Annotated in this window: 16 protein-coding genes; 4 read left to right on the top strand and 12 right to left on the bottom strand. The window is 70.7% G+C overall.

Features of this window, described 5'->3' with window-relative positions; translation table 11 throughout:
• Positions 1 to 11 precede the first annotated feature (11 nt).
• Genes G5C60_RS15235 through G5C60_RS15210 form a run of 6 tightly spaced genes read right to left on the bottom strand, consistent with a single transcriptional unit; the run spans position 12 to position 7,922 of the window.
• Positions 12 to 704, bottom strand: a complete 693-nt coding sequence (locus G5C60_RS15235) for a maleylpyruvate isomerase family mycothiol-dependent enzyme (RefSeq protein WP_165259363.1) — start codon at positions 702 to 704, stop codon at positions 12 to 14.
• Positions 701 to 1,534 carry a fumarylacetoacetate hydrolase family protein gene (locus G5C60_RS15230; protein ID WP_165259361.1) on the bottom strand — a complete coding sequence of 278 codons (834 nt, stop codon included), beginning with the start codon at positions 1,532 to 1,534 and terminating at the stop codon, positions 701 to 703. Before G5C60_RS15230 ends, G5C60_RS15235 begins: the two co-directional genes overlap by 4 nt.
• The gene (locus tag G5C60_RS15225) at positions 1,531 to 2,661 is read right to left on the bottom strand and encodes a cupin domain-containing protein (RefSeq protein WP_165259359.1); all 1,131 of its coding nucleotides are present in this window, start codon (positions 2,659 to 2,661) and stop codon (positions 1,531 to 1,533) included. The genes G5C60_RS15230 and G5C60_RS15225 overlap by 4 nt, the downstream gene beginning before the upstream one ends.
• Positions 2,651 to 4,324: a (2,3-dihydroxybenzoyl)adenylate synthase gene (locus tag G5C60_RS15220; RefSeq protein WP_165259357.1), complete on the bottom strand. Its 1,674-nt coding sequence runs from the start codon at positions 4,322 to 4,324 to the stop codon at positions 2,651 to 2,653. The genes G5C60_RS15225 and G5C60_RS15220 overlap by 11 nt, the downstream gene beginning before the upstream one ends.
• 11 nt (positions 4,325 to 4,335) lie before the next feature.
• A complete protein-coding gene (locus G5C60_RS15215) occupies positions 4,336 to 6,405 on the bottom strand; it encodes an acetate--CoA ligase family protein (RefSeq protein ID WP_165259355.1) in 2,070 nt (689 codons plus the stop codon).
• On the bottom strand, positions 6,402 to 7,922 hold the full coding sequence (locus tag G5C60_RS15210; RefSeq protein WP_165259353.1) for an FAD-dependent monooxygenase: 1,521 nt from the start codon (positions 7,920 to 7,922) through the stop codon (positions 6,402 to 6,404). Before G5C60_RS15210 ends, G5C60_RS15215 begins: the two co-directional genes overlap by 4 nt.
• A gap of 174 nt (positions 7,923 to 8,096) precedes the next feature.
• Here G5C60_RS15210 and G5C60_RS53670 point away from each other — a divergent pair, with 174 nt between their 5' ends.
• The gene (locus G5C60_RS53670; protein ID WP_165259351.1) at positions 8,097 to 8,912 is read left to right on the top strand and encodes a PaaX family transcriptional regulator C-terminal domain-containing protein; all 816 of its coding nucleotides are present in this window, start codon (positions 8,097 to 8,099) and stop codon (positions 8,910 to 8,912) included.
• A gap of 46 nt (positions 8,913 to 8,958) precedes the next feature.
• Here the strand turns inward: G5C60_RS53670 and G5C60_RS15200 are convergent, their stop codons facing one another.
• The 3 genes from G5C60_RS15200 to G5C60_RS15190 are packed head-to-tail and all read right to left on the bottom strand — an operon-like array spanning position 8,959 to position 11,659.
• Complete coding sequence (locus tag G5C60_RS15200; RefSeq protein WP_165259349.1) at positions 8,959 to 9,840, bottom strand: metal ABC transporter permease; 882 nt, start codon at positions 9,838 to 9,840, stop codon at positions 8,959 to 8,961.
• Positions 9,837 to 10,700: a metal ABC transporter ATP-binding protein gene (locus tag G5C60_RS15195; protein ID WP_241266818.1), complete on the bottom strand. Its 864-nt coding sequence runs from the start codon at positions 10,698 to 10,700 to the stop codon at positions 9,837 to 9,839. Before G5C60_RS15195 ends, G5C60_RS15200 begins: the two co-directional genes overlap by 4 nt.
• Positions 10,701 to 10,720: 20 nt before the next feature.
• A complete protein-coding gene (locus G5C60_RS15190) occupies positions 10,721 to 11,659 on the bottom strand; it encodes a metal ABC transporter solute-binding protein, Zn/Mn family (protein WP_165259347.1) in 939 nt (312 codons plus the stop codon).
• Positions 11,660 to 11,956: 297 nt separating this feature from the next.
• Between G5C60_RS15190 and G5C60_RS15185 the strand changes: the two genes are divergently transcribed.
• The 3 genes from G5C60_RS15185 to G5C60_RS15175 all read left to right on the top strand — a co-directional run bounded on the left by G5C60_RS15185 (position 11,957) and on the right by G5C60_RS15175 (position 16,003).
• The gene (locus G5C60_RS15185) at positions 11,957 to 12,271 is read left to right on the top strand and encodes a DUF1490 family protein (RefSeq protein WP_241266815.1); all 315 of its coding nucleotides are present in this window, start codon (positions 11,957 to 11,959) and stop codon (positions 12,269 to 12,271) included.
• Positions 12,272 to 12,295: 24 nt separating this feature from the next.
• Positions 12,296 to 14,602, top strand: coding sequence for a heavy metal translocating P-type ATPase (locus G5C60_RS15180; protein ID WP_241266814.1), 2,307 nt, complete (start codon positions 12,296 to 12,298; stop codon positions 14,600 to 14,602).
• Between the two features lie 447 nt (positions 14,603 to 15,049).
• Positions 15,050 to 16,003 (top strand): expansin EXLX1 family cellulose-binding protein, encoded by a 954-nt coding sequence (locus G5C60_RS15175; RefSeq protein WP_165259345.1) that lies wholly within the window; start codon positions 15,050 to 15,052, stop codon positions 16,001 to 16,003.
• A 73-nt stretch (positions 16,004 to 16,076) separates the two neighbouring features.
• Here the strand turns inward: G5C60_RS15175 and G5C60_RS15170 are convergent, their stop codons facing one another.
• The 3 genes from G5C60_RS15170 to G5C60_RS15160 form a co-directional block, all read right to left on the bottom strand.
• On the bottom strand, positions 16,077 to 17,264 hold the full coding sequence (locus G5C60_RS15170) for a DUF418 domain-containing protein (protein WP_165259343.1): 1,188 nt from the start codon (positions 17,262 to 17,264) through the stop codon (positions 16,077 to 16,079).
• A 192-nt stretch (positions 17,265 to 17,456) separates the two neighbouring features.
• Positions 17,457 to 18,755 carry a poly(ethylene terephthalate) hydrolase family protein gene (locus G5C60_RS15165; RefSeq protein WP_420907375.1) on the bottom strand — a complete coding sequence of 433 codons (1,299 nt, stop codon included), beginning with the start codon at positions 18,753 to 18,755 and terminating at the stop codon, positions 17,457 to 17,459.
• Between the two features lie 109 nt (positions 18,756 to 18,864).
• Positions 18,865 to 20,064, bottom strand: a complete 1,200-nt coding sequence (locus G5C60_RS15160; RefSeq protein WP_338145824.1) for a prolyl oligopeptidase family serine peptidase — start codon at positions 20,062 to 20,064, stop codon at positions 18,865 to 18,867.
• Positions 20,065 to 20,477: the final 413 nt, after the last annotated feature.

Below are 20,477 nucleotides of genomic sequence, written 5' to 3'. Positions count from 1 at the left end.
CAACCACTGGGTCATATCCAGCGAGGGAGCTTCGGCAGCTCGCCGCGCAGTTCTTCGGTGCCGCCCCGGCCGGTGAGCCAGGCGGCCAGGGCGTACGGCGGTCCGGTGACCGTCCGGCCGGGGGACGGTGTGCCGAGTACGACGGTGCCGTGGTCCTCCGCCGTCAACTCGGCGCCGGTGCCCGGTTCGACACGGGCCGACATCCATCCGGCCACATCGCGCACAAGGGCCCAGGCGAAGTCGGGCGGCAGGATGTCCATGCCGACGCCGACGTCCAGGTCGACCAGGTGGATCCACACCTCACGAGCCCGGAGCCACGGCACCTGAGACGCCGGGATGTCGCGGCCCTGTCCGCTGACGACCATGGCCGACCAGGCATCTGCCGACAGCACCTCGGCGGCTTTCCGGAACCTGGCGGCGGATTCCCGAACGTCCGTCTGCTGCTCGGCGAGGGGCCGCCCGGCGCCCGCCTCGATGTCCGTGGCGCGCTGGTCCGGCGAGGCGTACATGGGGGTACGGATCCCCGTCCGGGCCCAGGTCAGCAGGTTGACCAGGGCGTCGGCGTTGCGGGCGAGGTGGGTGAGGAGGTGGCCGCGGGTCCAGCCGGGCAGGGCGGACGGTTCGGTGACCGCCTCCTCCGGTAGCGCGTCGACCGCTTCCTGCAGCCGGCGCTGACCGTCCTCGACCCAGTCGAGAACCTTCACTGCTTGTCCTCGACGATGGTGTTGACGCACTCCCCCACGCCCTCGATCACCGTCCGTACCACCTGGCCGGGCTTCAGGAACACCTTGGGATCGCGGGCCGCGCCGACCCCGCCCGGCGTGCCGGTGAGGATCAGGTCGCCAGGCTCCAGCGTCGTGAACGTGCTGAGGTACGCGGCGATGTGGGCCGGGGTGAAGAGCAGGTCCGAGGTGCGCGAGCGCTGCATGATCTCGCCGTCCACCTCGAGGCGGATCTCCAGGTCGGCCGCGTCGTCGATCTCGTCCCCGGTGACCAGCCAGGGTCCGGCCGGGGTGCTGGCCTCCCACGCCTTGCCCTGGAGCCACTGCGGGGTGCGCCACTGCCAGTCCCGCATGGAGATGTCGTTGACGACGGTGTAGCCGGCGATCGCGGCCGCCGCCTCCTCCTCGGTGGCCCGGCGGCGCAGCCGGGAGCCGATGACGAAGCCCAGTTCGGCCTCCCAGTCGAGCTCCTCGGTCTCGCCCGGGTGGACGATGTCGTCGCGCGCGCCGAGCAGGACGTTGGCGAACTTGCCGAAGAGGGCGGGGTACGACGGCATCTCGCGGCCCATCTCCGCGATGTGGGTGCGGTAGTTGTGGCCCACGCAGAAGATCTTGGCCGGGGTCGTGACGACCGGCGCGAGGTCGAGGGCCGCCACGTCGTGTGCCGGGCCGACGGCGGCGGCCGCGTCCGTACGCCAGTCGGGGCGGCGCAGCAGTGCGGCGACGTCCGGGGCACCGACCTCCACGGCCCGGTCACCGTCGAGGCGGACGGCCGCCGTGCTGTCGGCGGTGCGGATGGTGGCGAGCTTCATGAGGCGGTGCTCCCGGTGTCCTCGGCCGTTCCCGGCCGCTCGGTGATTTCGGTACGTGCGAGATCGAGCGCCTCGTAGACGGGCGCGTCACTGAAGGTGAACAGGTCCAGCTGCGTGTCCGCGGAGATGGTCAGGGCGCACCAGGAGGGCACGGCGATCAGGTCGCCGGCGGACACCTCGATCACCCGGTCGTCGAGAGTGACGGTGCCGCTGCCGTGGAACACCTGCCAGACGGAGGAGCCGGTGGTACGGCGAGTGGCGGTGGTGGCGCCCGGGCGCAGACGGTGCATCTCGGTGCGCAGGCTGGCGAGGGCGTCGCGGCCGGTGGCGGGGTTGGTGAAGCGGATGCCGGCGTGGCCGGGCTCGACGACCCCGGGGTGTCCTTCGTCCGCCAGCTCCAGCTGAGCGGCGAGGGCGTCGTCGGTGTCGGCCCAACGGTAGGCCATGAGCGGCGAGTTGACGGTTGCCGGGGCGGCGATCGGGCGCAACCCCGGGTGACCCCACAGGCGTTCGTTCCGCGACCGGGACGGGGTGGAGCGGTCCGACACCCCGTCCTCGCCGAACTCGAAGAACCCCGCGTCGAGGCGGTGCACCAGCGGGATGTCGAGGCCGTCCAGCCAGACCATCGGGGCGTCGCCGACGTGGTGGTGGCCGTGCCAGTGCATCGACGGCGTGAGCAGTAGGTCGCCGGGGCGCATCTCCACCGCGTCGCGGTTGACGACCGTCCACACTCCCTCGCCCTCCAAGATGAACCGGAACGCGCCCTGCGAGTGGCGGTGCGCGGGGGCGACCTCACGCGGGCCGAGATACTGGATCGCCGCCCAGAGGTTGGGAGTGGCGTACGGCCGTCCGGGCAGGCCCGGGTTGGCGAGCGCGATGGCCCGGCGCTCACCGCCGCGCCCGACCGGAACCAGGTCGCCGGAGCGGCGCGCGAGTGGCAGCAGCGTGTCCCACTGCCAGACGTGCGGGACGGCTTCCGGCTGCGGGGTGAGCGGCATCAGGTCGCCGATCTCGGTCCACAGCGGGATGAGTCCGGATGCCGCGAAGTCGTCGTACAGCTTGCGGAGTTCGGGGTCCTTCTCGTCCGGGGCTATGACCGTCGTGGTGCCGTCGGGGTCACTGGCCATCGGGGGCTCCTTCGGCGTCGAGGCGGCGCGCGATGTCGGCGCGCAGGGCTTTCTTGTCGATCTTTCCGACCTTGGTGGCGATGAGTTCGGGGACGGTCACCAGCCGGTCAGGGAACTTGAAGCGGGCGGTGCCGGCGCGCTCCATCACACGGTGGACGTCGTCGAGGGTCACGGTGTGCCCCGGTTCCGGTACGACGTACAGGCAGACGCGCTCGCCGAGCGCGGCGTCGGGCATGGCCACCGCGGCGGCGCGGGCGACGCCCGGGGTCTGGTAGGCGAAGTTCTCGATCTCCTCGGCGGAGATGTTCTCCCCGCCTCGGATGATCATGTCCTTGTCGCGGCCTTCGACGACGAGGTTGCCGTCGGGCCGCAGCCGCACGATGTCTCCGGTGCGGTACCAGCCGTCCTCGGTGAACGCGCGGGCGTTCTGCTCCTCGGCGCGGTAGTAGCCGCGCGGGGTGTACGGGCCGCGGGTGAGCAGCACGCCCGGACTCCCCTGCGGTACCGGCTCGCCCAGTTCGTCCACGACCAGCAGCTCGTCGTCCTCGCACATGGGGCGCCCCTGCGTCGTACAGATGACGTCCTCCGGGTCGTCCGGCCGGGTGTAGTTGAGCAGTCCCTCGGCCATGCCGAACACCTGCTGGAGCGTGCAGCCGAGCTCGGGGCGCACCCGGCGGGCGACGTGGTCGGCCAGCCGGGAGCCGCCGACCTGGAGGATCCGGAGCGAGCTCAGGTCCGTGCCGGGGTGCTCGCGGTGGTGGTCAAGCCAGCGCAGGGCGATGGCCGGGACCAGGGCGCTCGCGGTGACGCCCTCACGCTCGACGATCGGAAACGCCTTCTCCGGGTTCGGGGAACCGAGGACCACCCGGCCGCCGTTCAGCAGCGTGCCGAGCAGGCCCGGGCAGGCGAGCGGGAAGTTGTGCCCGAGGGGCAGCGCGGCGAAGTACACCGTGTCCGGGCCGAGTTCGCAGACCTCGGCGCTGCGGCGGGCGTTGTAGAGGTAGTCGTCGTGGGTGCGGGCGATCAGCTTGGGCAGACCGGTGGTGCCGCCGGAGAGCAGGAAGACGGCGATGGAGCGGCTGTCGGGACGGTACGCGTCCACGGCAGCCCGATCGGCGGAAGTGCCGTGCCGGTCGCACAACTCCCGCAGGTCCACGGCGTCGTCGCCGACCTTGTCACCGAGGACGAGGACGTGCCGGAGAGTCGGCGAGTCCTCGGCGATGTCGAACGCCATCGCCTGGTGATCGTGATCCTTGAGCACGTCCGGCACCGCGACGGCCACCGCCTCGCTGTGCTCGACGAGATGGCCGATCTCGTGCTTGCGGTGCCCCGGCAGGGCCATCACCGGGATGACCCCGAGGCGCAGACAGGCGTACGTGAGGATCACGAACTCGGCGGTGTTGGGCAGCTGCACCACGAGCCGGTCGTCGGGGCGCAGCCCGAGCGCGGCCAGGCGCAGCGCGGCGGCGTCCGCACGCTCGGCGAGATGACGGTACGTCAGCCGCAGGTCGCCGTCGACGAGCGCGACCGCGTCGGGAGTGGCGTCGGCGGCGGCGTGCAGCCGGTCGCCCAGTGCGGAGCCCTCCCAGTAACCCTTCTCGGCGTAGCGGCGGGCGTACTCCGCGGGCCAGGGGACAGCACCATTGCTGCTCGGCCTGGGCATGGTCGTTCTCCTTAGCGGCTCTGTGCGGGTGGAGCGGTGGGGACGATCACGGCGTCCAGGGCGATCAGTCCGTCGGCAGTGAGCCGCAGTGGGTTGATCTCGATCTCGGCGGTGTCGGGGCTTGCGGCCAGCGCGGCAGCGAGTGCGGCTGTGACCTGCCCGAACTCGGCACGGTCGAGCACGGGCCCGCCGCGCCAGCCGTCGAGCAGGGCGCGGGCGGCCAGGTCGTCGGGCATCGAGGCGGCCTCGGCCGCGGAGAGCGGGGCGAGCCGGATCGCCACGTCGGCGAGCGCCTCGGCGGCCGTACCGCCGAGCCCCGCGAGCACGACCGGCCCGAACACGGGGTCCCGGCGCGCACCCAGCACGAGGTCGACGCCGGGCGGGGCCATGGCCTCGACCAGGTAGCGGCGGCCGGGGCCGATGGCGTCCAGTGCCGCGTCGAGCTCGTCGGGGGTGCGGACACCCAGGTGGACCCCGCCGATCTCCGTCTTGTGCAGGATCGCGGCGTCGAGGACCTTGACCGCGACGGGGCCGCCCAGCAGACGCAGGGCGTGGTGGGCGTCGGCGCGGGAGTCGCAGGCGACGCGGTCCGGGGTGCGGAGGCCGAGGTCGGTGAGGAACGTCTTGGCGGCGTGCTCGTCCAGAGGGCCGGGCGGCACGGTGGCTTTCGTCTCCGTCGTCTCCGTCGTCTCCGTCGAAGGCTCTTCGTCCCGCAGGGCTCGCTGCCGCGCATGCGTCACCAGCGCTCGTACGGCATTGGCGGCGGAGGCCGGTCCGGTGAGTGCCGGGATCCCCGCCTTGTGCAGCCGCGCTCGCTGCTCCGCCACGTCTTCGGGGAGGCCGCCGACGACGACCACGGCCGGGGAGGCGGCACCGAGACCGGCGTCCTGGGCGGCCGAGGCGAGGTCGACGCTGTCGGGCTCGGTCAGAGCGTAGACGGACAGCAGGTCCACCTGCGGATCTGAGGCGGTGGCGGAGAGGACGCGGGCGAAGGTCTCGCCGGGCCTGCCGGTGTCGACCGGGTTGCGCTGGTAGGTGAGCGGGGGCAGCAGTCCGGCGAGGGTCGTCCGCGTGGCCTCGGTCAGCTCCGGCGTCCGGACGCCGTCGGTGCCCGCCCGGTCGGCCAGCAGCAGCCCCGGTCCGGCCTGGGCGGTGACGATGCCGAGTCCCGGGTCGGCGTGCGGGGGCAGCTGGATGCGGGAGAGCGCGGTGAGCGCGTCCACCAGCTCCCGCTCGTCGTCGACGAGCACCGCCCCGGCCTGCCGCAGCGCGGCCCGTGTAGTGCGCCAGCTCGTGGCCAGCGCGCCGGTGTGCGACCGGGCGAAGTCACCGACGTCGCTGCGGCCGACGACCAGCGCCACGACCGGTTTGACGGCGGCCACCAGGCGTACGGCGGCCACCAGTCGCGCCCCGTCCGGAACTGTCTCCACATGCAGCGCCACGGCTGTCGTACGACGGTCCCCCACAAGGTGTTCCAGCACGTCCGCCGCGGTCACGTCGAGGCCGGCGCCGATGCCCACGCCGAGGCTGATGCCGTTCCCGGCGGTCACCAGGTCGAAGGAGAGCGCGTGGTTGACGCCGCCGCTGGCCGCGACGACGGCGATGTCCCCGGCGGGCAGCCGTCCGGCGGCGGGCACGAAGCTGGCCGTCAGGCCGAGGTGGGGGGCGAAGAAGCCTGAGGTGTTGGGGCCGAGCAGCCGGATGCCGGTCTCCTCGGCGACGTGCCGCAGCGCCTCGGCGTACTGCTCGCCCTCCGGTCCTGCCTCGCCGAAACCGCCCGCGCAGACCAGCGCCGCGCGGCAGCCCGCGGCGGCCGCCTCGGCCAGCGCGTCCGCGCAGCCGGCCGCGGGCACGCACAGCACGGCCAGGTCGAGCCGTCCGTCGGCCTGGTCGGCCGCCTCGGCGACGGAGGCGTACACGCCCTCGTCGGGGTTCGGACGGCGGGCGTTGACCAGGGCGCGGGTACCGGGGAAGAGGGCCAGGGAGCGGGCCATGGCGGCGCCGAGCTTGCCGGGCTGCGACGAGGCGCCGATCACGACGACGCCCTCAGGGGCGAACAGCGGTGTCAGGTCCGCGCTCATGCTTCGTCCCTCCCCACCAGGTCGGCGCGCCCGGACAGCAGCAGCGTCTCGGCGCGGTCGGTGTCCATCCCGTCCTCCACGATCAGCGCGGGCACCGCGTGCCCCAGCCGGGCCTGCTCCGCGAGCAGCTGCCGGGTGAGCGCGGTCCCGGCGTGGACGGCGACGAGTTCCGGCGGTGTCGTACCGCTCACGGCACGTTCCAACTCCCCGTACAACGCGGGCAGTTGTGCCTCGCTGTCCGGCGCGATCAGCGACAGGCACGCCACCCCCGCGAGGTCGGCGCCGGTCACCCACCGTCCCGCGAACTCCTGCTCGCCCACCCGCAGCGGCGTGTCCAAGGGGTCCCGCCCCTCGTGTGCCGCGCGCCAGTCCCGTACGACTTCCTCGACGAAGGCGGGGTCGCGGCGCGCGATGCGTTCCTTGCCGATGCTGCGGGAGAGGAAGTGGAAGGCGAAGCGGGTCGGCTCGAAGGCGTCGTGGTAGCGCCCGAAGTGCTCCCACCAGGAAAGGCTCGGCCGGGCGGAGGCCTGGATCTTCTCCACGGAGGGCCGGGCCGCCGCCTCGTACGCCTCCAGGGCGGCCGGCAGGTCGTCGCGGTGGGTGTTCAGGCTGATGGCGAGGGCGATGGCGTCCTCCATGGCCATCTTGGTGCCGGAGCCGACGGAGAAGTGCGCGGTGTGGGCGGCGTCACCGAGCAGGACGACGTTGCCGGAGTGCCAGCGGCGGGCGCGGCGGGTGCGGAAGTTGCCCCAGCGGGAGTTGTTGACGAGGAGTTCGTGGCCGTCGATCTGCTCGGCGAAGAGCTTCTCCAGGTACGCCTTGGTCTTCTCGTCGCTCGGGCCGGGCGGCTGTGAGGTGTCGAACTGGTCGAGCCCGGCCCTGCGCCAGGACTCCTCGTCGGTCTCCACGATGAAGGTGCTGACCCCGTCACTGATCGGGTAGCCGTGCACGGCGAAGGTGCCGTGCGGCCCGTGCTCGTGCACGAAGGTCAGCCCGTCGAAGAGATAACTGGTCCCGAACCAGATGAACTTGGCGGTCGCGACCTCCACCTCAGGAACGAGCACGTCGGCGAGCCCGTCGCGGAAGCGGGAGTTGGCGCCGTCGGCGGCGACGATCAGGTCGTAGTCGGCCAGTTGCGCCGGATCCGCCGGGATCTCGTGGCTGAACCGGAGCTCGACGCCCACTTCCTCGGCCCGTCGGCGCAGCAGCTGGAGCAGCGTCCTGCGGCTGATCGCCGCCATGCCGTTGCCGCCGCAGCGGATGCGCTGCCCCTTCAGCCGTACCTCGATGTCGTCCCAGTGCCGCCCGTGCTCCGCGAGGGCGGTGCGCAGCACCGGGTCCGCCGCGTGGATGCCGGCCAGGGTCGCGTCGGAGAACACCACGCCGAAACCGAACGTGTCGTCCGGGCGGTTCCGCTCGAAGACCGTCACCTCGACCGACGGATCGGCCTGCTTCAGGAGCGTTGCGAAGAACAGCCCGCCGGGGCCGCCTCCCACGCAAGCGATCCGAGAAACCATGGCCTGTGCCTCCATGTCCAGTATGAGGCGGGCTGACCCGCACGCCCACAGCATGTGTCACTGAACCAACGGACGTCAATCATTTGTTACCCAATGTAGGCCTGGCTTGGCATGGACTTAAGGTCGACATGACGCACCTCGGCAACGGCCGTCCGTATGACATAGTCGGTTTTCGTGAAACCTCGATCGATCGTCTTCGACCTGTTCGGCGACTACGTCCGCTACCGCGGAGGCGCCGCCCGGCTGCGCACCCTCAGCACACTGATGGGCTGCTTCGGTGTCGGCGACAGTACGGTGCGCGTGGTGCTCGCGCGGCTGCGCAAGGAAGGCTGGTTCGACGTCCGGCGCGAGGGCAGGGAGACCCTCTACACGCTCAACACGCGCAGTCTCCAGCTGCTCGACGAGGGCCGCTCACGCATCTTCGACCGGGCGCCGTCCGAGTGGGACCGCCACTGGCACATGGTCATCTACTCGGTTCCCGAGACCGAGCGCGGCGTCCGCGACCGCATCCGCAAGGAACTGGCCTGGCTGGGCTTCGGCCCGCTGGCCCCGTCCACGTATGTCTCTCCGCACGACCGCATCCGGCAGGTACGGGAGAAGTTCGCCGACGAGCCGGCCGTACGCCTCGACACCCTGCGTTGCCAGTCGTCCGGGTTCCCCGTCGACCGGGAGATGGCCGCCCGCTGCTGGGACCTGGACGGGCTCAACGACGACTACCGGGAGCTGCTGCGCATCTACCGGGGCCGGATGGCGTCCTACCGGGGCGGCCACCTCAGCCCCGAGGAGGCGCTGGTCGAGCGCATGCAACTGACGTACGACTACCGCAAGTTCCCCTTCCGCGACCCCGACCTGCCGACCGAACTCCTCCCGGCGGGCTGGGTGGGCCACGAAGCGCACGAGATGTTCCTGGAGGCCCACGAACTGCTCGGCCCGGCGGCCGAGTCCTTCTACGACGAGGTGGCCGGGACACGCCCCGCACCGCAGCAGTAGCGGACATGGCGCCGGGCCCGCAGACGCCAGGAGGCGCAGGTATTGGTCAGCCGGGCTCGGGAGCGGTTCGTCCGGCTCCCCACTGCCGGGCCCGGTAGGTGCCCATCAGCCGGCAGACGATGTAGATCGTGAACGAGATGGTGGTGACGTAGGGGCTGATGGGGATGCTGCTGCCCAGGGCGAGCAGGATGCCACCCTCGATGGAGGCCACCGCGAACACCACGCTCAGCACGGGAAGCAGCACCGGTGAGGCCGTGACCCGGGCCGCGGCGGCCGCGGGCGTGACGACCAGGGTGAGGACCAGCAGCGCGCCGACGATCTGCACGGACAGGGCGACCGCGAGCCCCAGCACGATCATGAAGACGAACGACAGTGTGCGGACCGGCACGCCACGCGCCTCGGCCACCTCCGGGTCGGCACTGGCGAACGCGAGCGGCCGCCACATGAGCATCAGCGCCACGAGCACCACGGCCGACGTACCGAGCAGCCACGACATCTGTGGGGTGTCGACGGCGACGATCTGCCCGGTCAGAATGCCGAATTTGTTCGCCGCCCGGCCCTTGTACAAGGCGAGGAAGAGCACGCCGAGTCCGAGTCCGAACGGCATGAGCGTGCCGATCACCGAGTTGCGGTCCCGGGCGCGGGAGCCGAGCAGGCCGATCGTCCCGGCCGCGATCAGCGATCCGACGATCGAGCCCGCCACGATGTTCACCCCCAGCAGCAGCGCCGCCGAGGCACCGGCGAACGACAACTCGCTGATGCCGTGCACCGCGAACGGCAGATCCCGCATGATCACGAAGACCCCCACCAGACCGCCGACCAGGCCGAGCGCGACGCCCGCGATGAGGGAGTTGCGCACCAGGGCGAGCAGCTCGCCGTAGTGGTCGAAGTTGAAGATCTGCTGCCAGATCCCCTCGGCGATGGTCATGGCCGTACTCCGTGCGGCAGTTCAGGGTGGTGCGGCGGCTCGGCCACCTCGTCGGGCACGCCCACGACCATGATCCGGTCCCGGACCCGGACGACATCGACCTGCGTGCCGTAGAGCTGCGACAGCGCCTGAGAGGTCAGTACCTCGTCCGGCGTGCCGACCCGATAGCCGCCGCGGGCTAGGTACAGCACACGGTCCACCAGTCCCAGCACGGGGTTGATCTCGTGGGTGACAAAGACCACCGCCGTGCCGTGGGAGCGGCGCCGGGCGTCCACCAGTTCCGTGACGGCCCGCTGGTGGTTGAGGTCGAGGGAGAGCAGCGGCTCGTCGCACAGCAGAATGCGCGGGTCGGTGGCCAGCGCCTGTCCGATGCGTACGCGCTGCCGCTCGCCGCCGGAGAGCAGGCCGACGGGGACATCCGCGTACGCGGCGGCCCCGACCGACTCCAGGACCTCGTCCACCCGGCGGCGGACGGCGCCCGTGCGCAGCCGGGGTCCGAATCCGTGTCCGTCGATGCCGAAGCGGACCAGGTCCCGGGCGCGCAGCATCGCGTGGGCGGACAGGGTCGCCTGCTGCGGGACGTAGCCGATGTACCGGCTGCCCTTGCGGGGCGGGCGGCCCAGGACCGTCAACGTGCCGCCGGACAGCTGACGTTGACCGAGCAGGGCGCGTACGAAACTGGTCTTGCCCGATCCGTTGGGCCCGAGCACGGCCAGGAACTCCCCAGGCCGTACGTCGAGATCGAGGTCCTGCCACAGCACGCGGTCGCCGTAGGACAGGGCCGCGCCACGCAGGCTGATCACCGCGGCCTCCGTGCCACGGTCGGGACCCTCGGTCCTGCCCTGGCGGGCACGGGGCAAGGAGGCCACGGCGGGCCGCCTCACTTGCCCAACGCGCTCGCGAGCGCGTCGACGTTGGCGGTCATCCAGCCGAGGTAGTCCTTGCCCTCGGGCAGGGTCTCGGTCACCGGGACCACCGGGATCCCTGCGGCCTTCGCCGCCTGTTCGACCTTCTCGGTCTGCGGGCCCGAAGTCTGCTCGTTGTAGACCAGCGCCTTGACCTTCTTGCCGGTGAACAGCGCCAGCGTCTCCTGCAGGGTCCTCGGCGAGACGTCGTCGCCCTCCTCGATGGCCTCGCTGAACGCCTCGGGTGTCGCGTCCTTGAGCCCACTGGCCTCGATCACGTACAGCGGTACGGGCTCGGTGATGGCCACCTCCGCGCCGCCGTGGTCGGTCTTGATCTGTGCTTCCTTCTGCTCCAGTGGCTTCAGCTTCGCCGTGAAGGCGTTCGCGTTCCTGGTGAAGGTGGCGGCGTCGTCGGGGTCGGCCTTGCCCAGGGCCGTGGCGATGCTGTCGGCGAGCTTGCCGACCGTGGGGAAGTCGTACCAGACGTGCTCGTTGAGCTCTCCGCCCGCCGGAGCCTTCTTGCCGGAGACCTCGACGGCGTTGATGACTTCGGCGGACGAGTTGTCACTGCTCTTGAGCATCCGGTCGATGAAGTCGTCGTAACCGCCGCCGTTTTCGATGACGACCTTCGCCTTGGACAGCGCCAACTGGTTCTGCGTGTTGGCCTCGTAGGAGTGCGGGTCCTGGTCGGGGTCACTGATGATGGAGGTGACCGTCACCTTCCCGCCGCCTATCTGCTCGACGATGTCCCCGTAGACGTTCGTCGAGGCCACCACCGGGATGGTGGACGAGGAAACGGGGCTATGCGCCGCGTCGGCGTCGCTGCCGGAATCGGACGAGCTGCCGCATCCGGCCAGCAGGGCCATAGAGACGCCGGTGATCAGCGCCAGACGCCGGGACGAGGACACACGCATGGATTCCTCCGGAACAAGGGGATCTGCCGCCGAGCTGAACCTGGCCTCGGCCTCAGCGCCACGCTAGATGGAAACGGATGTCAAGACCGTCTTTGAGCCATCTCATATGACAATCATTGCCGAGAAATGACCCTCCGTCGCCTCGGCCCTGCATGAACCGGTTCAGTGGGCCCGGCGTGAACCGGTTCAGCGGCCCTTCCGGTACGGCTGATGCGTCATGTCCGCCATGGGACGAGAATGGACTTACCGCATCAAAGTCTTGCAAAGGCGTCCGAATCCGCTCCGCGGAAGGAGACCATGATGCATCCCGCCGCTCTCGCAGGTGCGGTCGTGGGCCGCATCACGCACTACGCCTTGTCCGGAACCGCCGGCGTACTGGTTCTGCGGGGAGCCGCCAAGGCCGCACCCAAGGCGAAACCGGCGGCCCGCAGGCTTCTGGTCAGCGGCATCGCGGGCGGCATCACGACGGGGCGACGGCTCGGGGAGGCGGCCGAGGAGGCCCGCCTGAAGGCGGGAGACCTGCTGGCGGAGGCCAGGGAGCAGTTGGGTGAGGAGGCGCCGCCGCCCTCGGCGGTCGGTGCCGAGGGGCACGCCCACGACCACGAGCACTGACAGGGCATCTGAGAGGTGGTCGCCATGTCCGGCACGTCCGCACCCGGCGACGTTCCGCTGCCTGCCTCCGGCTCTTCCGGCGGCCCTGGACCCGTCCCGGCGTCCGATCCCGCCACCGGCCCAGATCCCACCCCGGCCCCCGGCTCCGGCTCCGGGGTCGTGGTGCGGTCCGCTGCCGCGGGCCGCGTACGGCTGATGGTCCCCTGGCTGCGGGCGCGGCCCGGCTGCGCCGGCCTCGTCGATGAGCGGTTCACCGATCTGCCGGGGTTCCGGGCGCTGCGGATCTTCCCGCGCACCGGTGCCGTGATCGTCTGGATCAAGCCCGACCTGGTCGACGTGGACCGGCTGGTCGCCGCCCTCGACCAGGCGCCCCCGCCAGGGGTGCCCGCCAGAGCCAGCCGCTCCGCGCCCGACTCCTCCACCGGGGAGGTCGCACGCCTGGTGGTCGGCGGTGCGGTGCTCGCCCTGCTGGGACTGCGGCGGCTTCTCGGCCGACCCCCGTGGACGCCGGGAGGTTCGGCCGGCTTCCTCGGCGCGGTCACCGTCTTCACCGGGCTGCCCTTCTTCCGCGGCGCCGCGCGCACCCTCGGCGGCCGACGCCACGCGGGCACCGATCTGCTGGTGACCACGGCGACCGTGATCTCGCTCGTGCTGCGCGAGAACGTGGTCGCGCTGATGGTGCTGTGGCTGCTCAACATCGGCGAGTTCCTTCAGGCCATCACCCTGCGGCGGACCCGGCGCGCCATCGAGGAACTGCTCTCCATCGGCGAGGAGCGCGTCTGGCTGATCCGCGACGGCGTGGAGGTGGAGGTCGACCTCGCCGAGGTCACGGCCGGGGACACGGTCGCGGTCTACGAGCACCACCGCATCCCCGTCGACGGCATCGCCGAGTCCGGTGAGGCACTGGTGGACCAGGCGGCGATCACGGGCGAGGCGCTCCCGGTGTACGTGCAGCCCGGCACCGAGGTGTACGCGGGCACCCTCGTCTCCACCGGCTCCCTGACCGTACGGGCCACCTCGGTCGGACAGGACACGGTCGTCGGGCGGATCATCAGCCGGGTCGAGGAGGCGCAGGCCGACCGGGCCCCGATCCAGACCGTTGCCGCCGCCTTCACCCGCCGCTTCGTGCCCGTCTCGTTCGCCTTGTCGGCGATCACGTACGTGCTGACGCGGGACGCCAGGCGTGCGATGACCATGCTGCTGATCGCCTGCCCCTGCGCCGCGGGCCTGGCCACCCCGACCGCGATCAGCGCGGCCATCGGCAACGGCGCCCGCCGGGGCACCCTCATCAAGGGCGGCACCCACCTGGAAGGCATCGGCCGCGTCACCGCCGTGGTCTTCGACAAGACCGGCACCCTCACGCTGGGCCGCCCCCTGGTCACCAGCGTGGTCACGCTCGACGAGACGGTCACCGCCGACCAGGTGCTGAGCCTGGCAGCCTCCGGCGAACTGCACGCACGCCACCCGCTCGCCGAGGCCATCGTCCGGCGTACCGAGGAACAGCACCTGCACATCCCGATCCACCAGGCCTGCGAGGTCGTCCTCGGCATGGGTGTACGCGCCGAACTCGACGGCACCCGCCTGCTCGTGGGCAGCCCTGCCCTGCTGCGCCGCCACGGCCTGGAGCTCTCCGAAGTGGCCGAGGCATGGACCAGCCGACTGCGCGCCGGCGGCGAGACCGTCATCTGCCTCGCCCACGACGAGAAACTGATCGGCATGCTCGGCCTGTCCGACGCGGTACGCGGCGGAGCCGAAACCGTCGTCCGTCAGCTGACCGACCTCGACGTGACCCGCATCGTGCTGCTGACCGGCGACGCACCGGAGACCGCCCAGGCCGTCGCCGACACCCTCGGCATCACCGAGGTCCACGCCCACGCCCTGCCCGAGGCCAAACTCCAGCTGATCCGCGACCTCCAGGCGGAGGGGCACAGCGTGGCGATGGTCGGTGACGGGACCAACGACGCCCCCGCCCTGGCCCTCGCCGACGTCGGCATCGTCATGGGCGCCCACTCCTCCCACGTCGCGCTGGAGACCGCCGACATCGCCCTCGCCGGCAACGACCTGCGCCAGGTCGCCGCCGTCGTCGAACTCAGCCGGCACACCCTGCGCGTCGTACGGCAGAACTACACCCTGTCCATCGGCGTGAACCTCGCCGGCCTCATCGCCGGCGCCGGCGGCTCCATCAACCCCGTCCTGGCCGCCCTGCTGCACAACACCAGCAGCATCGCCGTCGTCGCCAACTCCGCCCGACTCGTAGGACACACACCCCACCTGCCGACCGACACCGGACGACTGCGCGCCGCGCCACTGGAGGAACGGCGCGTGCGCTGACCCCACACACCGTCAGCCGACTCCCTCGACACGCAGGACGAGGAACAGCACGACGAGAGCCACAGTCCTGCGCCCGTGGAAGGGTGGTCGGATCCGGGCAACGGCATGTCTGCTGCGTGCGGTGCATTTCGCCGTGGTGACGGCGGGGCTGGGCAAACGATGCCCGTGCGTCGGTGGTGTGACGGCTTGCGGGGTGAAGTCCCGGTTGTCGCCCGAGCGGGCGGTCGTGGTACGGGTCTGGCCGGCACAGCCTTCCGGCAGCGCCGGCACGTCGATGCCGGAGCGCGGCAGGCACCCCGGTGCCGGCCAGCCCTGGCTACCGTCCCGGTGCCGGAGACGCCTATCGCGGAACTCCGGTACGCCTCAGTGAGAAATCGAAGGCAACCTTTTCGCTCTCTGCGGTCACTAAGCAGTGCACCATCGGCTCGATCCTCCGAACGGACAGGTATGAAGACAGCGAGGCAGGCCGCGCGTCAGCGCAGGCAAAGACGCAGGCTTGTGCTGGTCACCACCTTGGCGGTGACCGCCACGGGCGTTCTCGCCTACCTGGTCATGGGGTTGCTCCCCGACCGCGACGCGGAGACAGGGCAGGCCGCGGCCACGCCCGCCGCCACCACCCCGGTGAGAACCACCACCACGACGGGCACCCCGAGCGCGTCGGCGACCCCTTCCGCGACCGGCACACCGAAGCCGAAGCCGACGGCTGCTGCGAAGACCGGTGCAGCACGCCCTTCGGCCACCGCCACCCCGCGGCCCTCGCGAACGGCGTCCACCACGCCGCCGTCGGCAGGGCGGATTCGGCCCAACACCACCTACACCGGGGTCGCCACCGCCTACGAGGCCGCCGACGGAGACGGCGCCTGTCTGTTCGGCCCGAGCCCCGACCTCATGATCGCGGCCATGAACACCACGGACTACGAGACGTCCAAGGCGTGCGGCGCCTACGTGCTCGTCCGCGCGGCCAACGGCAAGTCGATCACGGTACGGATCACCAACGAATGCCCCCTGCCCTGCGCACCCGGGCAGATCGACCTCAGCCAACAGGCCTTCGCCAAGCTCGACGATCTCAAGGTGGGCCGGATACCGATCACCTGGCAGCTGCTGAGTCCCAGCACGTCCGACACGGTGTCCATCAGGTACAAGACCGGGTCCAGCCCTTATTGGTGCGGCATCCAGGCGATCGGCCACCGCAACCCGGTCTCGCGCCTGGAGGTCAGGACCAGCGGCGGCTGGCGGGAGTTGCCCCGCACCGAATACAACTACTTCATCTCCGCCGACGGCAGCGGATGCGGCAGCTCGATCAGAGTCACGGACATCTACGGAGAACGACTGACCATCACCGGGATCGCGCTGCGGCCGAACGTCGCCCAACCGACCGGGGTTCAGTTCGCCCGGCACTGACCCCGCCGCGCACGCGTGCGTCTCTTTCACTGCACCGCCACTACACCGCTCCGGATCCAGGCGCGGATTCCCCTCACCGGATGGGCCGGGCGACCTGGGTCGCCCGGCCCATCAGCCATTCGAGCGGCCCCCGTTGGAAGAAGCGGGACCATACGGTGGCGAGGACGGTGACGGACGCGATGAAGCCGAGCAGGATGTACAGGGGCGGGACGGTCGCTTCGTCGGTGTTCAGGAGCCAGATGGCGACGATGTGGAAGACGTACGCCGTCAGCGACATCGAGCCGACCGCGATGACGGGCTTGGCCAGGCGACGCAGGCGGGGGAAGGCATCCACAGCGGCCAGACACACGGTGATCACCAGGATCGCCACACCCGTGTTGCCCACGATGGACAGGGTCGCCTCGCTGTGCGGGGAGGCGACCAGCAGCCCGGCGGGGGTGTCGCCGAAGAGACCGACGCTGCCGGGCGATGAGGACGACATGGATGACATGCCTGACCCTCCTTCGGCTTCCCGGACGGCTTCGGCGGCACCGGGCACCAGACGCAGTGCCAGCCAGGAACCGCCGTAGCCGGTGACGGCGAGGGCGACGCCGGTCAGGGCGAGGCGTGTCCGGACCGCCGTGGCGGCCAGGTCGAGGCGTGCGACAGCCATACCGGCGACGACGAACGGAACCCAGGTCAGGGCCGGATAACCGCCGGTGAAGAACAGCGAGACGATGCCGTCGGCCTCGCCGACGGTGGGGAATGCGCGGCCGCCGACCACCGGCCTCAGCACGTACAGCAGCTGCGGCCCCACCAGGGCCCAACTCACCGCGATCATCGCCAGCGGCTTGGCGCCCAGCCGGTACAGCGGCAGCACGAGCAGGAAGAACAGTCCGTAGAAGGCGAGGATCGGCACGACCGGGGTGCCGGTCATGGTCAGGGCGGTGCCGAGGGCCAGCAGGATCACGGCCCGGATGGCGACCTTGGCGACGGCCTGGCGGCCGGCCGGCCCGGTCTTCGGTGTGCGGCGCCCGGTGATGAGGGCGACCGCGAAGCCGGCCAGGACGGCGAACAGGGCGGAGGAGCGGCCTTGCGCCAGCTCCATCAGGAAGCCGATGACACCGTCCTGGCTCGGGGCGGGGCCCACATGGACCGCGTACATGCCGAAGACGGCCAGGCCCCGGGCCAGGTCCAGCCCGATCAGCCGGGCCGTGGAGGGCGGCTCGCCCTCCCGTGCTCCGGCCGTCGGAGGGGCATCGGTGACTGCATCGTGTTTCATGCCCTCCAGGCTGGAAACCCCGCGTGCCGGCGGTGAATCCGCCAGAGGACCCCACCACCCCCGCCGATCGGCGGCATTGGCCCCGCCCATCGGCTGGAACCGGGCCGGCGACGCCGAGTTGGGCGGTGGCGGCTCCGGCAGCAGGCTCGGAGCGCTGCCTCGGCGGGCCGCGGAGCGCTCCGAGCGAGCCGGTCAGAACGAGCAGGTGTCCATCCAGCGCGTGACCAGGGATGTGTTGTTCTTGTCGGCGTCACGTACGGGACCGCACAGGAACGGGCTGAATCGGGTGTCGGCACGCAGCCAGAGGCTGAGGAACGACACGATCCACTTGCCCTGCTTGGCCTTGTTGCCGGAGTCCGTCATCGGGCACAGATGGTCGCCCGGAACCTCGATGTAGAGCTTCTCGGACTGGGACATGGAGTTGTACCAGGGCATCGCGTAGTCGTTGCCGTGGGCGACAGGGTCGCTTTGACAGGTCAGGAAGAACGTGGGCTCGGTGACTGCGGAGAAGTCCTGGTTCGGGTAGTACGGGGCTGTGGGCACGCCCGCGCGGAAGCGCGCGTCGTTCCGGAGGGCCGCCATCACTCCCCCGCCGCCCATCGAGTGACCGACCGCCCCGAGCGTGCCGTTGACCTTCCCGGATATCGGGTTACCGGGGGCGTCGCCGAGCGCGAGCAACTGGGTGCCGGCGGCGGTGATCTGACGGCCGCGCGACTCGGGATCGTCGGTGAGTGTGTTGGTGCCGACGTTGATGACGACGAAGCCCCAGGAGGCGAGGCGGGGTGCGAGCCACTGCAGGTTCTGCTGTGTGCCCTGATAGCCGGGCATCAGTACGACGCCCGGGTACGAGCCTCGGTTCGTGGGGTACGTGACTGTGCCGGAGCCGTACCCGGTTGGGCTGGGAACGGTGTAAGTGCCGGTGGTCAGCGGCCCGTTGGCGGCCTCCAGGGAAGCAGTCGTCGGGTCCGGGATTTCGTTGCCCGGCGAGGTGCCGCCACCGGAGCCGTACACCTGGAACTCCCACAACGAGTAGCCGTAGGCGGTGCCCCGCTGGGTGCCATGGACGCGGACGTACCGGCCCTTGCCGTTCACGTCGAGGGTCTGCACGCCGCCGGTGCTGGTCGTGGTCGAGTGGATGGTGGTCCAGGTGGTGCCGTTGTCGGAGGTCTGGATCTGGAACGCGCGGGCGTACGCGGCCTCCCAGCGCAGCGCGACTTGACTGATGGTGGCGGTGGCGCCCAGATCGACTCTCAGCCACTGCGGGTCACTGAACGTGCTCGACCAGCGCGTCCCGGTGTTGCCGTCCACGGCCGCCGACGCGGGAGTGGACGCGTTCTCGCTGGACGAGGAGGTCGCGGGTTTGCCCTGGGACAGCAGGTCGGCTGCGGCCGCCGGCGGGGCGGTGACTGTCAGCAGAGTCAGCGCCAGGCCGATGGTGGTCACCAGGGCGATCAGTGCCGTCAGGGCGCGGGGGCGGGTCCGTAACTGCACGGTCGTGTCGGTTGAACGACTTGATGGACGCATTGCTTTACCTCCGGATAGCGGTTTAGAGCGCGGTAACCGGACAGCTGGGTGCGCGAAGGGGCGCCGCGTGCGGCGCCTACCGGGACTGTTCGAAGAGCCAGTCGACGACCACGTCGTTCTCGTACGTCTGGGCCCATGAGAGGTGGGGGTTCACCGGTGTCGTTCCGGCCGTGTAGCTCGTGAACAGTACGTGGCTTCGCGTGGCCCGGGCCTGCCGTAGGAGCGCCCGGGACCGGGCCTCGAACTGTGTCTTCGGCAGGTCGTTGGCCCACTCCCCACGGGTGACCTGAGCACCGGCGGTCTCCAGCGCGTTCATCAGTGTCCAGGTGCCGGGCTTGCCGAACCTGCCTTCCCGGTAGGGGACGACCGGGTCGTCGACGGAGTGGTCGGCCCACATCGGGATGTGCGTGATCCTGTCCATGGTGGCCGGGTCGCCCCAGCCGGCCGTGGGCAGGGCAGCCGCGAAGACCTCGGGTTGCTTCGCCAGCAGGCTGTAGATACCGCGCCCACCCGAGGACAGGCCGACGAGATAGAGCCGGGCTGTGTCCACGTTTCGGGAGTGCTCGCTCACGAAGGTGTCGATGAGTTCGGTCAGCGCGGCCTGGACCTTGGCGTCGGTCCAGTCCGTGCCGTCGGGTCCGTCCATGGGACGGGGCAGGGGGATCTGCGGAGAGAGGACGAACGCGGGGTCGCGGCGCTGTCGTTCCGGTTTGGCGAACGTGACAGCGATCCGGTTGGAGGTGAGCTGGGTCATGTTGTTGTCCGCGACTTCGCCACCGCCGTGCAGGGTGACGACGAGTGGGTACCGCTTGCGCGTCTGCGGGTTCCGTACGAATCCCTCGGGCTGGTACAGCCGGAAGTCCAGTTCGAAGCCTGCGGAGTCGGTGAAGGAACCGGCGGTGAAGTCGTCGACCACGGGGGTGATGACGTCGTCGTTCCGGCTCGCGAACGGGCCGGACTTGAGCACTGGTTCGCCTTTCGCGGTGCGCACATCCGCCACTTGTCTGACGGAGTAGGCGCGGTCAAGCGGAAGGGGGTCGGTGCCCGCGGCCCGTGCGTTGGAGTCGTTCGGGTCGAGTTCGATGATCAGGCGGTTCCCCGGCCGCCCGGGGTGAGCTCGGTCGTCCACTTCGGCGGTGGTGTTGGTGTAAACGCGGGTCACCGTGCGAGCCGCTGTTTGCCCGCCCACAGTGGCCTTTACCTGGAAGGCCGAGGGCGGGATCACCACGCCGCGTAAGTCGATGCGATGCGAGTACTGGAGGGCGACGGCTGTCACCAGCCAGTTGTTCCTCGGCGTCACCCGCGTGACGAGGTCCGTTCGCAGGACCGGATTGAGTCCGGAGGCCGCTTGTAGTCCTTCAGATCGTCTTTCAGATCGTCCTTCAGATGTGGCTGTCGTGGTGTCGGCGGCCGCGGCGGTTGCCGTGCTCACGGCCGGCGCCGCGACCGCACCTGCTGTGACTGCGAGCGCCGTACGTCTGGTGATCCGTCTCATACGTCCTCGTCTCGGTCTTGTGGGGCACCCGGACCGGGTGCCTGGTGTGTGTGGAGGTGTTCGCGCTACCCCGAACTCCCGGAAGCATGCGGCACGTTGGCAGTCTTGGTGAGCGGTGGTAAGACGGCGATCGTGGCGAAGCCCAGGTCTGCCGGCATGGCGACGCTCGCTTTCTCGGGGAAGACCCTCGGCGG

The organism is Streptomyces scabichelini (assembly GCF_011045015.1).
Taxonomy (GTDB): Bacteria; Actinomycetota; Actinomycetes; order Streptomycetales; family Streptomycetaceae; genus Streptomyces; species Streptomyces scabichelini.
Note: the sequence above shows the minus strand (reverse complement) of the source record. Positions and strands in the feature narration are given on the sequence as shown.

What these genes read in the sequence shown, in the direction of transcription:
- G5C60_RS15230 (WP_165259361.1), bottom strand. Translation starts at nt 1,534, where the DNA reads ATGAAGCTCGCCACCATCCGCACCGCCGACAGCACGGCGGCCGTCCGC.
- G5C60_RS15225 (WP_165259359.1), bottom strand. Translation starts at nt 2,661, where the DNA reads ATGGCCAGTGACCCCGACGGCACCACGACGGTCATAGCCCCGGACGAG.
- G5C60_RS15220 (WP_165259357.1), bottom strand. Translation starts at nt 4,324, where the DNA reads ATGCCCAGGCCGAGCAGCAATGGTGCTGTCCCCTGGCCCGCGGAGTAC.
- G5C60_RS15215 (WP_165259355.1), bottom strand. Translation starts at nt 6,405, where the DNA reads ATGAGCGCGGACCTGACACCGCTGTTCGCCCCTGAGGGCGTCGTCGTG.
- G5C60_RS15210 (WP_165259353.1), bottom strand. Translation starts at nt 7,922, where the DNA reads ATGGTTTCTCGGATCGCTTGCGTGGGAGGCGGCCCCGGCGGGCTGTTC.
- G5C60_RS15200 (WP_165259349.1), bottom strand. Translation starts at nt 9,840, where the DNA reads ATGACCATCGCCGAGGGGATCTGGCAGCAGATCTTCAACTTCGACCAC.
- G5C60_RS15190 (WP_165259347.1), bottom strand. Translation starts at nt 11,659, where the DNA reads ATGCGTGTGTCCTCGTCCCGGCGTCTGGCGCTGATCACCGGCGTCTCT.
- G5C60_RS15185 (WP_241266815.1), top strand. Translation starts at nt 11,957, where the DNA reads ATGATGCATCCCGCCGCTCTCGCAGGTGCGGTCGTGGGCCGCATCACG.
- G5C60_RS15180 (WP_241266814.1), top strand. Translation starts at nt 12,296, where the DNA reads ATGTCCGGCACGTCCGCACCCGGCGACGTTCCGCTGCCTGCCTCCGGC.
- G5C60_RS15175 (WP_165259345.1), top strand. Translation starts at nt 15,050, where the DNA reads ATGAAGACAGCGAGGCAGGCCGCGCGTCAGCGCAGGCAAAGACGCAGG.
- G5C60_RS15170 (WP_165259343.1), bottom strand. Translation starts at nt 17,264, where the DNA reads ATGAAACACGATGCAGTCACCGATGCCCCTCCGACGGCCGGAGCACGG.